Origin of the sequence: Streptomyces sp. NPDC048639, from assembly GCF_043199075.1 — a bacterium.
GTDB lineage: Bacteria > Actinomycetota > Actinomycetes > Streptomycetales > Streptomycetaceae > Streptomyces.
Genome location: NZ_JBICVP010000003.1, coordinates 662,563 through 679,538, shown reverse-complemented (window position 1 = coordinate 679,538; position 16,976 = coordinate 662,563). Strand labels below are relative to the sequence as shown.

At 72.1% G+C, this 16,976-nt stretch carries 10 protein-coding genes and 1 pseudogene; 4 read left to right on the top strand and 7 right to left on the bottom strand.

Features of this window, described 5'->3' with window-relative positions; translation table 11 throughout:
• Positions 1-18 precede the first annotated feature (18 nt).
• From eccCa to ACGFNH_RS11205, 6 genes are all read right to left on the bottom strand, one after another.
• Positions 19-4,044 (bottom strand): type VII secretion protein EccCa, encoded by a 4,026-nt coding sequence (eccCa, locus tag ACGFNH_RS11230; protein ID WP_393652771.1) that lies wholly within the window; start codon positions 4,042-4,044, stop codon positions 19-21.
• Positions 4,045-4,178: 134 nt separating this feature from the next.
• Positions 4,179-5,420 carry a MinD/ParA family protein gene (locus tag ACGFNH_RS11225; protein ID WP_393652770.1) on the bottom strand — a complete coding sequence of 414 codons (1,242 nt, stop codon included), beginning with the start codon at positions 5,418-5,420 and terminating at the stop codon, positions 4,179-4,181.
• Between the two features lie 53 nt (positions 5,421-5,473).
• Positions 5,474-6,829 (bottom strand): type VII secretion integral membrane protein EccD, encoded by a 1,356-nt coding sequence (gene eccD / locus ACGFNH_RS11220; RefSeq protein ID WP_393652769.1) that lies wholly within the window; start codon positions 6,827-6,829, stop codon positions 5,474-5,476.
• A 124-nt stretch (positions 6,830-6,953) separates the two neighbouring features.
• Positions 6,954-7,223 (bottom strand): hypothetical protein, encoded by a 270-nt coding sequence (locus ACGFNH_RS11215; RefSeq protein WP_393652768.1) that lies wholly within the window; start codon positions 7,221-7,223, stop codon positions 6,954-6,956.
• 350 nt (positions 7,224-7,573) lie between these two features.
• Positions 7,574-7,819: a DUF397 domain-containing protein gene (locus ACGFNH_RS11210; RefSeq protein WP_393652767.1), complete on the bottom strand. Its 246-nt coding sequence runs from the start codon at positions 7,817-7,819 to the stop codon at positions 7,574-7,576.
• Entirely contained in the window at positions 7,816-8,703 is an 888-nt protein-coding gene (locus ACGFNH_RS11205) for a helix-turn-helix domain-containing protein (RefSeq protein WP_393652766.1), read from the bottom strand. The genes ACGFNH_RS11210 and ACGFNH_RS11205 overlap by 4 nt, the downstream gene beginning before the upstream one ends.
• Before the next feature lie 160 nt (positions 8,704-8,863).
• On the opposite strand from ACGFNH_RS11205, the pseudogene ACGFNH_RS11200 reads away from it, so the two are divergent.
• Positions 8,864-9,322, top strand: a pseudogene (locus tag ACGFNH_RS11200) (ATP-binding protein).
• A 382-nt stretch (positions 9,323-9,704) separates the two neighbouring features.
• A complete protein-coding gene (locus ACGFNH_RS11195) occupies positions 9,705-12,809 on the top strand; it encodes a SpoIIE family protein phosphatase (RefSeq protein WP_393652765.1) in 3,105 nt (1,034 codons plus the stop codon).
• 54 nt (positions 12,810-12,863) lie between these two features.
• Here ACGFNH_RS11195 and ACGFNH_RS11190 read toward each other — a convergent pair whose 3' ends face one another.
• A complete protein-coding gene (locus ACGFNH_RS11190) occupies positions 12,864-13,163 on the bottom strand; it encodes a hypothetical protein (RefSeq protein ID WP_393652764.1) in 300 nt (99 codons plus the stop codon).
• A gap of 347 nt (positions 13,164-13,510) precedes the next feature.
• On the opposite strand from ACGFNH_RS11190, the gene ACGFNH_RS11185 reads away from it, so the two are divergent.
• A complete protein-coding gene (locus ACGFNH_RS11185) occupies positions 13,511-14,704 on the top strand; it encodes an alpha/beta hydrolase fold domain-containing protein (protein ID WP_393652763.1) in 1,194 nt (397 codons plus the stop codon).
• A gap of 98 nt (positions 14,705-14,802) precedes the next feature.
• The gene (locus ACGFNH_RS11180; RefSeq protein ID WP_393652762.1) at positions 14,803-15,555 is read left to right on the top strand and encodes a GntR family transcriptional regulator; all 753 of its coding nucleotides are present in this window, start codon (positions 14,803-14,805) and stop codon (positions 15,553-15,555) included.
• The last annotated feature ends 1,421 nt before the right edge of the window (positions 15,556-16,976 follow it).

Here is a 16,976-nt window from a genome sequence, read left to right as displayed (position 1 = left end):
GGTCCTTCGTCGTCGGCGTCACCCGGAGGCGTACACGGTCTGGATCAGGCGGCTCGACTGGCCCCTGCGGACGAGCACACCACGGCCCGGGGGCTGTTGGGAGGCGTACACGCCGGGGAAGAGCTGGCCCTCGCCGCGGTCGCCCGCCATCACTATCGCGGTGGCGCCCGACTCGCGAAGTCCTTGCACCAGCGGTTCGTACATGCCGCGTGACGCGCCCGCGACCCGACGGGTCAGGACGAAGTGGAGCCCGATGTCGATCGCGGACGGGATGTACGGCAGGAAGGGGGTGAGCGGTGCCTGGCCGGCGGTGGTGAGCACGTCGTAGTCGTCGACGAGGACCACGATCCGCGGACCGCTTCCCCAGCTTCCGGGTTCCAGGTCCTCGGGGCGGGCGCCGTCGTCGGGCAGCCGCTTCTCCAGCTCCGTGGCGATCCCGGCGGAGAGACCGGCACACAGCTTGGCGTTGTACGCGTAGCCGCCGAGGAACTCCTCGGGCACCACGCCGCGCAGACCGCGCCGCGGGTCCATGACGGCGAAGACCAGGTCGTCCTCGCCGTGGCGCTCGATGAGGCCGCCGACGACTGCCTTCAGCAGGTTCGTCTTGCCGCACTCGCTGTCGCCCATGACCAGGAGGTGCTGATCGTGCTGGAACAGGTCGAGCAGCACGGGTTCGAGCGCCGTCTGGTCCAGTCCGACCGGCACCCGCGTGGGTTCCGCGACCGGTCCGGGCAGGAGGCCGGGCTCCAGGACGTGCGGCAACACCCGTACGGGCTGGGCGACTTCGCCGTTCCAGGTGGCGCGGATCGTACGGGCCGTGCGCTCCAGGACCGCGCCCAGCTCCGAGTCGTCGGCGAGCCCGTCCGTGCGGGGCAGCGCAACCTGCGCGAAGAGCCTGGCGTCGGTGAGGACGCGGCCGGCCTCGTCGGGCGACAGGGTCTCGGCGAGTTTGCGGTCGATGCTGGACTCGGTGGGGTCGTTGAGGCGCAGCTCGATGCGGGTGCCGAAATTCGACTGGGTGGCGATGCGGACGTCGTTCCACCGGAGCATGCCGGCGACGACGTGGATGCCGTATCCGCCGCCGCGCTTGAGGATGTCGACGACGGCGTCGTCCAGCTCCTCGAAGTCGTCGCGCAGCGCGCCGAAGCCGTCGATGACGAGCACGATCTCCGCCGAGACCAAAGCGGGCAACCGGCCCGCCGCGTGCAGGGACCGCAGCTGTTCGACGGAGTCGATGCCGTGCTCGCGGAAGAGCTCTTCGCGCAGCGCGAGCATGGTCCGCACCTCTTCGACGGTGCGCGCCGCGCGCTCCCGGTCGGCCCGGCCCGCGATACCGCCGACATGCGGCAGGGACGAGAGGGCAGCCAGGCCACCGCCGACCAGGTCGAGGCCGTAGACGCCGACCTCCTGCGCAGTGTGGGTCAGCGCGAGCGCCAGCACGAGCGTGCGCAGGAGGGTCGTCTTGCCGGACTGCGGGCCGCCGATGACGGCGACGTGGCCGCCCGCCACGGTGAGGTCCAGGTACCACTGGCCCTGCCACTGCTTGGTCGGGTCGTCGAGGAGACCGAGCGGCACCTGGAGCGGGCCGCGGCCGTCGGCAGGGGCGCGCGCAGCGCTCGATGGGGGGTGGCGGTCGGGCGACGGGCGGGAGAACTGCATGCCGCTGGGGCCGACGCCAAGGGGACCGGCGATCCTGTCCAGGGCCACGGCGTCGGGCAGCGGGGGCAGCCAGATCCGGCGCACCCGGTCGGTGGCCGCGCTCTCCAGCTGTCCGACCATGACGCCCAGCTCGGTCGGCCCGGTCTCGCGGCGGCGTACCAGCGGCTCGCCCGTGCCCGGATCATCCGGTTCCGCCAGGGTGTTGTAGGCCTCGTACGCAAGGGCGAGGGGCCCGGTGTCCTCGTCCTCGCGCCGTACGGGACCCCGGTAGGTGCCCGAGACATAGCTCGCCTTGAAGCGCTCGTAGTGGCTGGTGTCGACCTTGAGGTAGCCGAACCCGGGCAGCGGCGGCAGGTGGAAGGCGTCCGTGGTGTCCAGGACCGTACGGGACTCGTCGGCGGAGAAGGTGCGCAGGCCGAGCCGGTACGAGAGATAGGTGTCCAGGCCCTTGAGTTTGCCGCCCTCGATGCGCTGGCTGGACAGCAGCAGGTGGACGCCGATGGAGCGCCCGATCCTGCCGATGGACAGGAACAGATCGATGAAGTCCGGCTTGGCGGTGAGGAGTTCGCCGAACTCGTCGATGACGATGAAGAGGTGCGGCAGCGGGTCCAGGTCGGGCCGCTTCTCGGTGCGCAGCGCGTCGTAGTGGCCGATGTCGGCGACGTTGCCCGCGTCCTTCAGGACTTGCTGGCGCCGCTTGACCTCGCCGGCGAGGGAGGCGTGTACGCGCTCGACGAGGCCCGCCTGGTTCTCCAGGTTGGTGATGACACCGGCGACATGGGGGAGGTTCGCGAACGGCGCGAAGGTGGCCCCGCCCTTGTAGTCGACCAGGACCAGGGCGAGGTCCTCCGGGGGGTGCCCGGCCACGAGGGCGAGGACGAGGGTGCGCAGGAGTTCGGACTTGCCGGAGCCCGTGGCGCCCACGCACAGGCCGTGCGGGCCCATGCCGAGTTCGGAGGACTCCTTCAGGTCCAGCAGCACCGGCTCATGGGCGTCGTTGATGCCGATGGGCACGCGCAGGAAGGCGCGTTCGCCGCGGGGTGCCCACAGACGTGCCAGGTCCAGCCGCGCCACGTCCTCGATGCCGAGCAGTTCGGCGAAGTCGACGGGCCCGGACAGCGGGGCGTCGGCGAGCGACTCGGCGGACAGGCGCAGCGGCGCCAGCATCCGGGCCAGGCCCTCGGCGAAGGGGACGGCGACCTCGTCCACGGTGCCGTGCGCGCCGATGGGTTCCCGCTCGCGCAGGTCCTCGATGGCCACCCGGTCGCCCTCGACCGTGATCCGGACGCCGACGTGTCCCGGCTCCTGGACCCGCCGCTCCAGCAGGTGGAGGACGGTGACGCCCATCTCCCGCAGCCCGACCGCCTCGTCGGGACGCGGCAGGTCGATCGCGTCCTCGCCGTGCCCGTCGGCGACGACGAGCAGCCGGGACGTCATGGACAGGGCGTCGTTGCCGGACAGACCGCGGCGCACCTCGGCCGCGTACGAGGCGCGGCGGCGCAGTTCGGGGCCGAGCTGCCGGGCGAGCTGCGGTACCGAAGGCGCGGTGCGGCGCGCGGCGACGGGCCCGTCGAACTGCTCGGTGTCCAGCAGATGCGGCAGCCACTTGGCCCACTCCCAGTCGGCGAGCCGGTCGCCCGGCACGGCGAGCGCGACGCCCACGTCGTCGGGTGCGTGCAGGGTCGCGGTCTGGACGAGCAGGGCGCGTGCGATGCGCAGGCAGTCCTCGCGGGCGCCGATGACGCTGATGTTGCCGACGCGGTCGAGGGGGACGGTGAGCGGGAGTTCGGATCCGGTGCGGAAGCGGGCCCTCAGCGCAGACGCCTCGTTGAGCATGAAGAGGTCGGGGGGAGTGAGGACCGTCGAGCCCTGCTGAGCGATCGTCACATCGCGTACGGGCATCTCGCCGGTGCCGACCCGTATCCGCAGGAAGTCCCCGTCCAGCCGGCGGCGCTCCCACAGCCGGGCCGGATCGCGAACGATGTCGTACAGCGCCTGCGGTGGCGGGTTGAGGACGTCGGCCCGCTCGCGCCGTTCACGCTCCTCGGCGGCCAGGTCCTCGCGCAGATCCTCCAGATAGGCGAGGTAGGCCTCGCGCTGGGTGCGGCGGGTGCGTTGGGCCTTGCCGCGCTGCGAGAAGACGAGCACGACGGAGCCGATGATGGTGACCACGAGGATGATCGCGCCGAGCGCGGCGAACTGGCTGCTGCGGATGACCGTCATCATCACGACCGACGACATGACACCGGCCACGGGCAGCAGCGACATGGCGATGTTGCCCCCCTTCCCCTCGGGAAGGTTGGGCGGGGCCTCGATGACGCGTGCCTCGGGGACGGCAGGGGGCCTGGTGGTCCTGGCCGGGCGGTGGATCATTCGGGCACTCATCGTGGTCCGCTCATCGTCGATCCGCTCATCGTTCGTGTCGTCCGTGTCGTCCGTGTCGTCCGCGTTGTTCGCGTTGTTCGTGGCGTCTGCGTCGTCGGTCGTTCACGGCCTGATTCGGCATCGGGCCCCCGGGGTCAGCGGCGCTTCTGGGAGAGTTGGAAGACGTCCGCGGCGAGACGGGCGGCGGCCTTGCTGGTCGGCTCCGCGAGCAGTTCGGTACGGATCGTGCCCCCGGCCGCCAAATGCCGGTCGTACGGCAGGACATGGACGGTCGCCCCGCTCGTCGTGAGGGTACGGGCGGCCTTGCTCAGGTCGACGCCCGAGCGCGGCACCAGTTCGGTGAGGACGACGACCGTGCCGGCGATCACGTGCGGCGGCAGCCCTCGCATCCACTGGAGCACCGCGTACGTGCTCGTGATGCCTTCCAGGCTGGCGGGCGCGACCAGGACGCGGGCGTGGGCGGCGGAGAGGGCGGACCGGGCGACTTCGGCGGGCAGCGTCTCGCAGTCGACGACCGTCACACCGAAGTAGCGGCGCAGCGCGACCATGACGCGTTCGTACGTCCCGATGTCGAGCATGGCGCCGATCCGGCCCTGACTGCCGGGCAGCAGCCAGGCATTGCCCGGGAGTTGGACGAGGTAGCCGGTGATGTCCAGCAGCGACATCTGCGGCTGGACGATGTCCGCGAGATCGCTGGTGGTCCAGCGCAGCCTCTCCGCCCCGAGCCGCAAGGGCAGCGAACCCAGCGCCGGATCGGCCTCGACGAAGAGGACCGGATCCTGGCGGTAGTGCGCGTAGGTGGTGCCGAGCAGCGCGGCGACGGTCGACTTGCCGGCGCCGCCCCGGATGGAGGTGACGGCGATCTGCCGGCCCGTCGTCACCGGTCCCTTGAGTGCCTGGGCGGTGCTGGTGGCCTCGGCGACCTCGCGCGCGGCCGACGAGGAAACGGCCCGGCGCAGGGCGCGCACGGCACGCGCGGTGAACGGCTCGCCGTGCGGCGGCTTGCGTGCCGCGCCGGCCAGTTCGTGGTCGACCACGGGAAGGGAATCGGGCGTGTGCCGGGTGCCCGTGGAGTACGCGGCCTGGGCCCGGGGCGGCTGTGCAGAGTTCCGGGAGCCGCTCGGGTACGGGTGACTGCCGGGGGAAACCACCTCCGGCTCCTCCGGCGAGTACGGGTGACCGGCCAGCCCGGGCGCGCCTTCCCCCTGCCCGGGCGCGCCTTCCCCCTGAGGGGCGGGCGGCGGGCTCTGCGCGGGGAGGCCGGGGTTCGGCACCGGCGTGCCGTGTGCCTGCCCGCCGGCGCCCTGCGCACCCTGAGGGCCGTCCCTCAGGTCGCGCAGCAGATCGCCCTGCCAGTTGTTGTCTCCGTTCGGCATGTGTGTCCTTCTCGTCCGCCCCACGGCTCCTTCCGGAGCACCCGCGCATCGGCTCAGAACTTGTTGAGCAGTTGTCCGTACACGCCGAACACCCCCACGGCGAGCGGGAAGAGCCCCACCATGCCGATGGATTCGACCAGATCGGCAGTGCGCCGCAGCCTCACGCGCACATGCTCGGGCGGCTGCACCGCCAGAACCAGCAGCGGCAGCACCGCGGCCGCGCACAGAACGGTGAGCGGCCTCGCGCCCCCGGCGTGCTCCATCCACAGCATCACCAGCCGTACGACGAGGAACGCCGCGGCGACGAGGAGCGCCACGACCTCGGCGACCAGCGGGAAGGCCCGTGCCCTGGACAGGAGCACCACGGCAACGAGCGACGACAGCACCACGGTCCATGCGGTCGGCTTCCCGGCCAGGGTGAGCAGCCAGCCGGCGGCGGCCGCGGAGGCCGCGGTGACCACCGTCGCCAGCGCGAGACCCCGGTGCGTGGCCGCGAGCGCGTTGTCCACCTGGTGACGGCTGACGGAGACGCCCGACGAGCGGTGGTCGTCGAGTGCGGTGAGCCCGGACGCCATCAGGGCGAGCCGTGGCAGCAGACCGAGCAGCACGACGGAGAGGACGGCCATGACCGCACCGAGCCGGGCCGGTTCGGCCTGGACGGCGGCAACGGCCTCCCACACGACGCTGATTGCGGCGGTGGCCGCTCCACCGATGAGCCCTCCGCGGCCGAGCGGCGAGAAGCAGCCGAGCAGAACCAGCGTGAGGACCAGCGCGCCCGCGACGCCGCCCATCCGCGCCGCCCCCGGCCAGTCGTAGGCATCGGCGGCCGTCCACGCGCTGAGCACGCCGAGCCCGCCGGCCGTCAGCAGCAGTGCGGTCGCCAGGCCCCGGTTGCCCTGGCCGATCCGGGTGACGAGCGCACCTGCCCCCAGGAGGACGAGCGTCACGACCCCGAGAGCGCCCGCGAGGGAGTCCAGCGCGAACTCACGGCGTGCGAGCAGCGCGGCGGTCACCGCGAAGGCCACGGTCGCCACGCCCGCACTCACCCGGCGCGCAGCGGGACGCCAGCGCCAGGCTCGCAGGTCGAGATCGTCGGCCACCTGGTCCGTGACGTCGTGCACCACGGGGGCGGGCGGCGCGGCGTGCGTCCTGACGAGCCGGAGCACGGCACCGTCGGCGATCTCCGCCGAGGCCAGCGTGCTGCCGTGCGGCAGGACGGAACCGTCGAACGTGATCAACTGCCGGGTCATCGGGCGTGATGCCGCCCGGTCGTCCAGCAAATGCAGGATGTCCGGGAGCAGTTGCCCAAGAGGAGTGTCGGACGGCAGAACGATGTCGGCCCGGCGCCGCTCGCCCACCAGGGTCACTCTGCTCAGCCGCGCCCGGGAAGTCGTTGCTGTGCTCACCACTTGCGGGAACCTATCATCGCGGCGCCCGGAACCTTCGGGTAATCGGACATGGCTGAGCTTCGTCGCCCCCCGGATCGTCGGGCCCGACCGTCGGACCGGACCGTCGGGCCGGACCGATGAGTCCCTACGGCCCCGGCCTCTTCGCCGGTTGTTCGTACCGCTGCTGCTGTTTCTGCTGCTCGGCTTCTTGCTTCGCCAGGGTGTGCTGCACGAAAGACCACCCGACGCACCCCGCGCAGATCACGGCCGCGATGGCGATTCCCGCGAACACCTTCCCGAGCCGCTCGTCCGCCACGCGCCGCGCCCGCTGCGCGCCGAACAGCAGCGCGTCCCTCATCCTGTGCCGGCGTACCGCCACCGACTCCAGCAGCTGACTGTCGTAATCCCGTGCCATGCGCCTTCCGTTGCCTCCGTCCTCGCCGGTGAACCGCCGGTCGCCGGCGGTCACGCATCGGCTGCCGGGCCGCGCCACTCCCGAAGCCCCGCAGCCGGGACGAGTCGGTTGCCCCTGCCCCGTGCACGGCGCTGCCGGTTACGGCCCAACGGCTGCTGTGCTCCACCGATGGCTGCTCCGTCTCCCCGGCGTGTGCAAGCGCGGCTCCCGCCCCTCCGCAACATAAAGCATGGGCGAGTCACGCGTGTCGCAGGAGGTCTGCCCTCGCCGGCTGACGGAACGTTCCCCGCCTGGACGAAGCAGGTGCCCTATACCGGATCCGGACCGGTGCCGGGCGCCGCGCCGAGGCGTCAGAGTTCGCGGGCGAACGAAACGAAGCTGGACCAGGCGGCGGGGGAGAAGGTGAGCTGCGGGCCCTGCTTGTCCTTGGAGTCGCGCACGTGGACCGTACCGGGGCATGCGGCCACCTCGACGCAGTCATCGCCGGAGCCGCTGCTGTGGCTGGACTTGAGCCAGGGGAGGGCGACCTCGACGCAGTCGCCGTCGCCGCCACTGCTGTGGCTGGACTTGAACCAGACCAGTTCGCTGGTGCTCATAGCGCTCCTCGCATCCGCTGCAAGAGGCTCACGGAATCCTCAAGGGTGAGAGCCTGTGAGCGCATCCTGGCATACCGCCTCTGGAGCACGCTGATCTCTTTCGGGTCGGAGATGAACAGCCCGCCACGTTGGCCCTCGTTGTAGGCGAACCAACGGTTCTCAGGGGTCTCCAGCAGCTGCATGGGGCCGTCCAGCCCCGCATGCTTCTCCCGCACCAGCGGCATGACCTGGATCTCGACGTTCCGCAGTTCGGCGACCTCCAGCACATGGTCCATGAGAGCCCGCGTCACCTCCACCCCACCCGTGCGCCGGAGGAACAACTGCTCCTCCAGGATGAAGCTGTAGGCCGTGTTCGGCCGCTCCCACAGCAGCCGTTGTCGCTCCGACCGCGCTGCCCACTGGGCCTCGATCTGGTCGTCGGCCAGCGGCGGCAACTGGTTCGTGAACAGCGTCCGCGCGTACGCCTCCGTCTGCAACAGACCAGGAATCAGGCGGCATTCGTATGTGTACAGGGTGATCGCCAGCGCCTCCAGCCGAGCCCACTGGCGGAACCAGGCCGCCAGTCCCGGCCGCCGGGCGATGTGCCGTACCGCGTTCCGCAACGCCCCGGTGTTCCCCAGCGCCTCCTCCGCCCGTTCCACGAACGAAGGATCCGGCATGCGCCGCCCCTGCTCGACCGACGCGACCGTGTGCCTGGAGAAGCGCACCAGCGGGGCGAACTGCTCCCGGCTCAGCCGCGCGTGCTCGCGCAGGGCCTGAACCACCGCCCCGAACATCCGCAGACTGTCCGACGGATCCGGCTCGCCACTGCCCGGCGGCGGACCGCCCGGTGGCAGCCCGTCGGTGCTCGCCCCGCCATCCGTACCGACCGTGTCATCGGCCATCTCCGGTCCCCTCCCGCACGTGCCCTCCGCGACACACACTCAACCTGGCCAGCGTCACGTTCGGTTACGGGTACGGTCCACTCCCTCGTGCCCGTACGCTGACGCAGCGTACGCGGGTCCCAGCTGGTGAACGGCCTCTTCCGCACGCCACATTGGCCGTATGACAGCACCGTCCGCCCACCAACGGCCCGTCACCGTACGTGCGTTCATCCAGCGCTTCAGTTCCACCCCGCGAGGTGCCCGGCTCGCCCGGCACCTCGCGCAGAACCAGCTGCACGGCTGGGGCATCCCGCACGGCACGGAGGTCTCCGACACGGCGGCCGTTCCCGTCGCCGAGTTGGCGGCGAATGCCGTGACCCACGGCCGCGTGCCGGGCCGGGATTTCGAGCTGCGGATCGACATCGGCGCGGACACCCTGCGGATCGAGGTCTCCGACACCCGTACCGAGCGGCGCCCGCCCTCCCCCCCCGGGAGAGGTCTCGCCCTTGCAGGACCTCGCGGAGTCCGGCCGCGGACTCGTCCTCGTCGAAGCGCTCGCGGACCGGTGGCAGTGCTGGACCGCGTACCGGTCGGCAAAACCGTCCGTGCCGAGCTGGATCTGCCGCCCCAGCCATGCTGACCGCCCCGTGCCCGCGTGGACCCCGGCCGAGCTCCGCCGCCTCCCGCGGGCACAGGACGGCAGCCAGGCGGCTTGATGTTCCCCGGGGCTGAACACCGTCGGTCATCGACCCACCGCTCTCCGTCCCCGTATGGCCTGTCCCTCGGTGGCCGCCGGTCGGTGCGCTATCGATCGCCCGCTGCTCGTATCGCCCCCGGGTGCTCGGAGTCGGGCCGAGCAATCCCTCCGCCGAGCAGGAAGGCATGTGCCGGGAGGCGACATGGCCTGCCTGAGGAACAGGACCCCGCTGCCGAATTCGCCGGTCCGCCCACCGCGCCTTTGGGCGCGGCTTGGCACATCCTGGTGATACGACGTGCGGGCGTCCGTAGCGGGAGGACGCGACATGGTGGGCGAGGAAGCCCCGACGGGGGCCGGGACGGGGCCGATGGGCCCCGGCACCGGTTCCCGTGATCGCGGGGCAGGGACCGAGAGTGCCCTTGCCGCCGCCCTGGCACCCGTCCTGACCGAGGCCATCCGGGCCGGCGGCGGCTACGGGGGCGGGATCTACCTGCGCTCGCGGGACCGCCGCTCCCTGGTGCTCGCCATGGTCGCGGGGGTGCCGCGCTCGCTGATCAAGTCCTGGTGGCGGATGCCGGTCAGCGGTGCCCTCCCGACCTCCGAGGCGTACCGCACCGAGAAGCCCGTCCATCTGTCGGACGAGGGCGAGACCATGCGCCGCTTTCCGCAGATGGCGGCCGGGCTGCCGTACGCCTTCGCCTCCGCCTACATCCCCGTACGCGCCCACGGCGAGGTCGTCGGCGTCCTGGTCGTCCTGAAGTCCCTCGCGGACCATGGCGCTGGCGTCACGGGCACCGGCGAAGCCGGCACTGGTGAAACGGGCATCGGCGAGGCGGGCATCGGCGACACCGATACCGGCGGCCGCCGTAGCGATCAGGACAGCGGGGCGTTCGCGGAAAACCATGAGCCGCTCCTCGAAGCCGTCGACTCGATCAGTGCCGCCCTGGGGGAGCTGGACGCCCACGACCGCCGGGTCGAGTACGACGACGAGCCGGTCGGCGTACGGCCCCCGGCCGCCCTCACCACGGGGATACGCGTCGGGCTCGTCGACTGGGACCTCGGCACCGGCGCCTTCGCCGCCGACGACGACGCGTGTGCGGTGCTCGGCACCACCCCGGCGACCTTCGGCGGCACGGTCGCCGACGTCGAGGACCTGATCATCGCCGACGATCTGCATGAGCTGCGTTCCTGCGCCGCGGATGCCGACGAGAAGGGCTGGGTCCGGGCGCGGAAGTTCCGGGTCCGCGATGTGCGCGATCTGCAGGACGCCACGGAGAACGAGGTCCGCTACCGGCCCGTCGAGCTGTGGGGGCGCATCGTGGAGGGCCCCGCACCCGGTAGGGCCCCCCTCGCCCCGCCGCCGGGCACGCCACGGGCCGTACCTCCGAGGACGTCACCGGCCGCCCGTCACCCCGGCACCGCCGCCTCGCCCCCCGCCGCCTCGCCCCCCGGCGCCCGTCCGCCCGGCGTCCCCCACCCCGCCGCCGGCCCGGGCACCACGGCCCCCCGCACCCCCGCCGGGACGGCCGCGCCACCGACCCCGCCCGCCGACGAGCAGGACTTCGCCGCGCTCACGCCCGGCGTCCCCACCCCCGGTGTCGCCTCGCCCACCCCCGGCCTCGCCCCGTCCGAGCCCGGCGGCCTGCCCGCCGCCACCGTCCGCCTCGTCGGCGTCGTCTTCGACGCCGCGTCCGGCAGCACCGCCGCCGAGGCGGCCGAGCGCCTGCCCGAGGGTGTCTTCTCGCTCGACCAGGACGGCCGCGTCACCTACGTCAACCACCACTGCGAGGAACTGCTCCGCTGCGACCGCGAGGAGCTGCTCGGCCGCCACCCGTGGCACGTCCTGACCTGGCTGTCGGACCCGGCGTACGAGGACCGCTATCGCGCCGCCATGCTGTCGCAGGAGCCCTCGTCGTTCCTCGTGCACCACCCCGCCGGTGAATGGCTGGGATTCGTCCTCTATCCCGATGTGCACGGCCTGACCGGCCGGATCTTCCCCAGCGATCCGCCGCCCCGCGCCGCCGAGGGCGAGGAGGAGGCCGTCCCGGAACCCCGGTTCCATGTGCCGCGCGACACGCCCGTCGCGCTCACCCGACCCGGCGTCCTCTACCACGTCGTCCAGATGGCCAGCGTGCTCACGGAGGCCGTGTCCGTACGCGAGGTGTGCGTGGCCGTCGCGGAGCAGCTCCTGCCCGCGTTCGGCGGTCAGGAGCTCGCGCTGTACGTCGTCCGCGACCGGCGCATGTATCTGGCCTGGGAGTCCGGCTATCCCGAGGGCTTCCTCGACCGCTTCGAGGGCGTCTCCCTCGACGCCCACCTCCCCGGCGTCGAGGCCCTCACCACCGGCGTCCCCATCTTCTTGGAGTCGCCCGGCCACCTGTCCGCCGCCTACCCCGGCATCGCCCTGGACCGGATGCACTCCTGGGCCTTCCTGCCGCTGATCGCCTCAAGCCACCCCGTCGGCTCGCTCATCCTCGGCTACGACGCCCCGCACGTGTTCACCGCCGACGAGCGCGCCGCGCTGACCGCCCTCGGCGGACTGGTGGCGCAGGCGCTGGAACGCGCCCGGCTCTACGACGCCGAGTTCACCCTGGCCCGCGGTCTCCAGGACGCGCTGCTGCCGCACCGGCTGCCCCCGGTCGAGGGACTCCGCACGGCCGGCCGCTACCTCCCGGGCACCCAGGGCATGGAGATCGGCGGCGACTGGTACGACGTGATCGAGACGAGCCGGGGCGTCGCGCTCGTCATCGGCGACGTCGAAGGCCACAGCGTGGCTGCGGCCGCGGTCATGGGGCAGCTCCGCAGCGCCGTCAACGCGTTCGCCTCCAGCGACAGTTCCCCCGAGGACGTTGTCTGCCGCACCAACCGGATGCTCGCCCAGCTCGAAGCCGGCGTCTTCGCGACCTGCTGCTACATCGAACTGGATCCGCGTACGGGGACGGCCAGCGCCGTACGCGCGGGTCATCCGCAGCCCGTGCTGCGCCACCCCGACGGGTCGACCGAGGTGCTGGACCTGCCGGGCGGAACGCTGCTCGGCGTCGATCCGGGGGCCACGTACCCGGTGACGCGGTTCACGCTGCCGGTCGGCGGTGTCCTCGCCCTCTACACCGACGGTCTCGTCGAGCAGCCGGGCCACGACATCGACGCGGGCGTCGACCGGATGCGGGCCGTCCTCGCCGGTACCGGGGCCGATGCCCTGGAGGAGATGGCGGAGAGTGTCGTCCAGCAGGCCCGTATCGCCCCGGAGCGGCCCGACGACGTCGCGCTGTTGCTCACCGCGTACGTCGGCGGCACGGCCGAGGTGGACGAGACCGCTCAGGCGGGCGACACGGCCCGGGCCGACGACACCGCTCGGGTCGGCGACACCGGAGCCGCCGACGAGTCCTTCCGCGGCGGCGGCAGCGCCGGAACCGGCTTCGTCGGCGGTTGAGCGGGGCTCGGCGGTTGAGCGGGGCGAAGCCCTCCGGTCCTTGTCCCGTGGCAGTCAGCGCCGGGACATGACGTCGGTGACGCCCTTCTGCATGTCGTCCACGTTCATCGCCGGTACGACGTCGATCTTTGCGCCGAGTTCGAGGAAGAACGGTTCGCAGACGCTGGGGAGCTGCGAGGACTCCTGCATGTCGAACACCACCACGGCGCAGCGGTCGCCGTCCTCGGTGACGAAGTAGGCCGCCTCCGGCTTCAGCCCCTCCAGCGCCGAGAGCAGGGTCTTCTCCAGCGTGCCGTTCTTGATCGCCTGGTTCGCCAGCTCGGTGTTCATCCGGGCCTTCATGAGCATGCGCATGCCCCTCACCTCTCCCGGGCGGACCGGGGTCGGGCGCATGCCGTACGCGCTCAGGATGGGCCTCGATCGCGCTCTCCCCTCCAGCGTCCCTCCGCGCGGACGGCGTCGCAAAAGCCGCGGACGTGACACCTGACCGGCACGGCGCCGTGCGCTCGGTCCAGCGCCACACCCGCCGGCTCCCGGCGGACCGCGCGTCGGGCGCCCCGGCACGCCCGGCGGACCTCGCGCCGGAGCCCGGCGTCCCCCTCCGACGACGCTCCGCTGCGCCGAACGGCCCAGTCGGCGGGACGACTTCGGTCCGGCCGGGAAGTGCTGGGCCGTGGTGGGCCTGTGCGAGGAGGTCGGTCATGCCAGTGGCGCGAGGGATCGGACGATGGCTGATCGTCGCGCTGCTACTCCTGCTCGCCGCCCTGGAAGTCCTGCTCCTGGTGCTGGTGTTCGTACCGCTGCCCCGGCGACCGCTCGTCGCCGCCGCCTCCGTGCTCGCCACGTCCTGGTGCACGGCGGTCCTCGGCATTCCCGCCCTGCTCGGCCTCGGGGTCGTCCGCGCGCTGTGGCGGACCCGGGCCGTCCGCATCACCCGCTGGGCCGGCTGGATCGCGCTGTCCATGTCGGCCATCGCTCTGGCGAGCGCGCTGGCGCCGTACGCCGCTGCCCTGGCGACGGCCCGCGTCCACGGTGAAGGGCTGTCCCTGGCAGGGCAGTTCGCCGGTCTCAACTACTCCCGGGAGCCGGAGCGCGACCGCACCCTGGTGTACGCGCGCGTGGGCAAGCACCGGATGAAGATGGACGTATGGCTCCCGGACGGCCGACGGCAGCGGGCCGCGCGCCCCGCCGTCGTCTGGGTGCACGGCGGGGGATGGGAGTCGGGCCACCGCAGCCAGACCCCCCGCTGGAACGAGTGGCTCAACGACCGCGGGTACGCCGTCTTCGACATCGAGTACCGGCTCGCGCCCCGGGCCACCCAGCTCCAGCAGATCGGCGACGTGAAGTGCGCCATCGGCTGGGTGCGGCGCAACGCCGAGCGGTACGCCGTCGACCCCTCACGGATCGTTCTCGCGGGCACCTCCGCCGGTGCGAACCTCGCCCTGTCCGCCGCCTACACCGCCCACGACAACCGGCCCCGTCCCTCTTGCGGCACCCTGGGCGACACCTCGGTCCGTGCGGTGGTGTCGTTCTACGGGCCGACCGACATGGCCGGGATGATCGCGGGCGGCGCGAACCGCACGGACCCCAGGGTGCGCCGCTTCATGGGCGGTTCGCTGATGACGGCGTCCGCGGGCTTCCGGCTGGGCTCGCCGGTCCGGCTCGTACGGCGCGATGTGCCGCCGACCCTGCTGCTGCACGGCAGCCACGACCGGCTCGTCCCGGTCGAGCAGGCGCGTGAGCTGAATACGCGTCTGACGCGGGCGGGTGCGGTGCACGAGTACGTCGAGATCCCTTGGGCGGACCACGCGTTCGACTACAACTGGGGCAATTGGGGCACCCAGATCGCGCGGCCGGTTCTGGCCCGCTTCCTGCGGCTTCATGCCGAGCGCTGATCAAGATCATCACTTCGAGTGAATCATTGGCCCCTACTTGCGGTCGACAACCCTCGGTTGCCAGGGTGTTGCAGTCTGTCAACCTGTGGGAGGGGCACGTGCCTTTCGGTGAGCAGCCTGCGTACCTTCGGGTCGCCGGTGACCTGCGGCAGAAGATCGTCGACGGCTCCCTGCCGCCGCACACGAGGCTCCCGTCCCAAGCCCGCATCCGTCAGGATTACGGCGTCTCGGACACGGTCGCCCTGGAGGCGCGCAAGGTGCTGATGGCCGAGGGCCTCGTCGAGGGGCGCTCAGGCTCGGGGACGTATGTGAGGGAGCGGCCCGTGCCGCGGCGGATCGCCCGCTCCGGCTACCAGTCCGCCGCCGACTCCACCCCGTTCCGTCAGGAACAGGCCGATGAACGGGTCAAGGGCACCTGGGAGTCCAGCAGCGAGCAGGAAGGGGCGAGCCGGGCGATCGCAGCCCGGCTGGACATCGAGCCGGGTGAGCGGGTGATGCGCACCCGCTACCTCTTCCGGGCCGAGGGTGAGCCGGCCATGATCTCCACGTCGTGGGAGCCGCTCTCGGTCACCGGCCGCACGCCCGTGATGCTGCCCGAGGAGGGGCCGCTGGCCGGACGCGGGGTGGTGGAGCGCATGGCCGCGATCGACGTGATCGTGGACAACGTGCTGGAGGAGATCGGCGCCCGGCCCGGGCTGGCTGAGGAAACGCTTGCGCTGGGCGGTGTGCCGGGGCACCCGGTGCTGGTGGTGGCCCGGACGTTCTACGCCTCCGGGAGGCCGGTCGAGACGGCGGACGTCGTCGCTCCGGCGGATCGATACCGCATCGCGTACCACCTGCCGGTGCGCTGACGCGGGCGACGGCCGTCTCGCGCGCGCCGGCTTCTGTGGCGCAGGGGGAGTCGGCCGTCCGTCAGGAGAGCTGACCGCGTGTCGGATGACGGACCTGTGACGGTCCATCATCCGTCCTGCCTCCTGCCTCCTGCCTGCTGCCTGCTGCCTGCTGCCTGCTGCCTGCTGCCGTCCGTGCCCGGTGGGCTGCCCGCTGTCGATCGGCGACCCGCCAAGTCGCTCCAGCGGCAAGGGTGTTGACTTCCGGACAGAAAACCCGCCAATCGAAGCAGGCAGACGCCCCACCACCACGGTTGTCCCACGGCTCCACCGGCTCCCGGTCTCGTCCGGCCTGCGGCGCAGGGATGGAGCATCGGGGTGGCGGGGGTCGGGGCCGAGGTTCGTGTCCGTGGCAGGGGGCACGGCGGGTTCCCGCATGGGTGGCCGGAGTTCCGTCGGACGTCGGCTGCCGGTTCGTCTCGCGCCTGCGGCGCAAAGATGGAGCATCGGGGTAGCGCGGGTCGGGGCCGAGGTCCGTGTCCGCGGCGGGGGACGGTGACACGGTGGGTTCCGGCAGGCGCTCGGGGGTCCTGCACTCGTTTGCGGAACTCGTCGTGAAGTTGCTTGCCTCCGGTCAAGCATTTCGACGACGGGTTCCCGGGTCCGGTTCAATCGCCGACCTGGGCCGGATGCCTTGCCCGGTCTGTCGTGCGACCGGACGACGTCCGCACCTCCGGGTGCCCGGCCCAGCCGGGTCCCTGGCCGCCCGGATGCTCAACCACCCACCACCGGGCCGCCACCCGGACACCCCACCCCAATCAGGCAGGCCCGCCCACCACCATCTGGCGGCAGGGGCGCGGCCGAGGTCCGCGGGCGGGGGGTGTGACGGTGGGGTTCTCATAGACGCGCTTGGGGGTCCTGCGCGTGTGCGGCACTTGTTGTGGAGTTGCTTGCCTCCGGTCAAGCATTTCGGCAACGGGTTCCCGGGTCCGGTTCAATCGCCGACCTGGGCCGGATGCCTTGCCCGGTCTGTCGTGCGACCGGACGACGTCCGCACCTCCGGGTGCCCGGCCCAGCCGGGTCCCTGGCCGCCCGGATGCTCAACCACCCACACCATGGCCGCCATCCGGGCAACGTCCCCACCCCACGAACAGGCAGACCGCCCCACCATCACGATGCACAACGGCTCCATCGGCTCACCGGTCTCGTCTCGCGCCTGCGGCGCTCGGAGCGAGCATCGGGGCGGGCAGGGGGCACGGCCGAAGTCCGTGTCCGCGGCAGGGGACGGTGACACGGCAGGTTCCAGCAGGCGCCCAGGGTCCGCGCGCTCTTCTGCGGCGCCCGTTGTGGAGTTGCTTGCCTCCGGTCAAGCATTTCGACAACGAGTTCCCGGGGTCGGGCTCAATCAACGACCCAGGCGGGGTGCCATGCCCGGTCTGTCG

What these genes read in the sequence shown, in the direction of transcription:
- eccCa (WP_393652771.1), bottom strand. Translation starts at nt 4,044, where the DNA reads ATGAGTGCCCGAATGATCCACCGCCCGGCCAGGACCACCAGGCCCCCT.
- ACGFNH_RS11225 (WP_393652770.1), bottom strand. Translation starts at nt 5,420, where the DNA reads ATGCCGAACGGAGACAACAACTGGCAGGGCGATCTGCTGCGCGACCTG.
- ACGFNH_RS11215 (WP_393652768.1), bottom strand. Translation starts at nt 7,223, where the DNA reads ATGGCACGGGATTACGACAGTCAGCTGCTGGAGTCGGTGGCGGTACGC.
- ACGFNH_RS11210 (WP_393652767.1), bottom strand. Translation starts at nt 7,819, where the DNA reads ATGAGCACCAGCGAACTGGTCTGGTTCAAGTCCAGCCACAGCAGTGGC.
- ACGFNH_RS11205 (WP_393652766.1), bottom strand. Translation starts at nt 8,703, where the DNA reads ATGGCCGATGACACGGTCGGTACGGATGGCGGGGCGAGCACCGACGGG.
- ACGFNH_RS11195 (WP_393652765.1), top strand. Translation starts at nt 9,705, where the DNA reads ATGGTGGGCGAGGAAGCCCCGACGGGGGCCGGGACGGGGCCGATGGGC.
- ACGFNH_RS11190 (WP_393652764.1), bottom strand. Translation starts at nt 13,163, where the DNA reads ATGCGCATGCTCATGAAGGCCCGGATGAACACCGAGCTGGCGAACCAG.
- ACGFNH_RS11185 (WP_393652763.1), top strand. Translation starts at nt 13,511, where the DNA reads ATGCCAGTGGCGCGAGGGATCGGACGATGGCTGATCGTCGCGCTGCTA.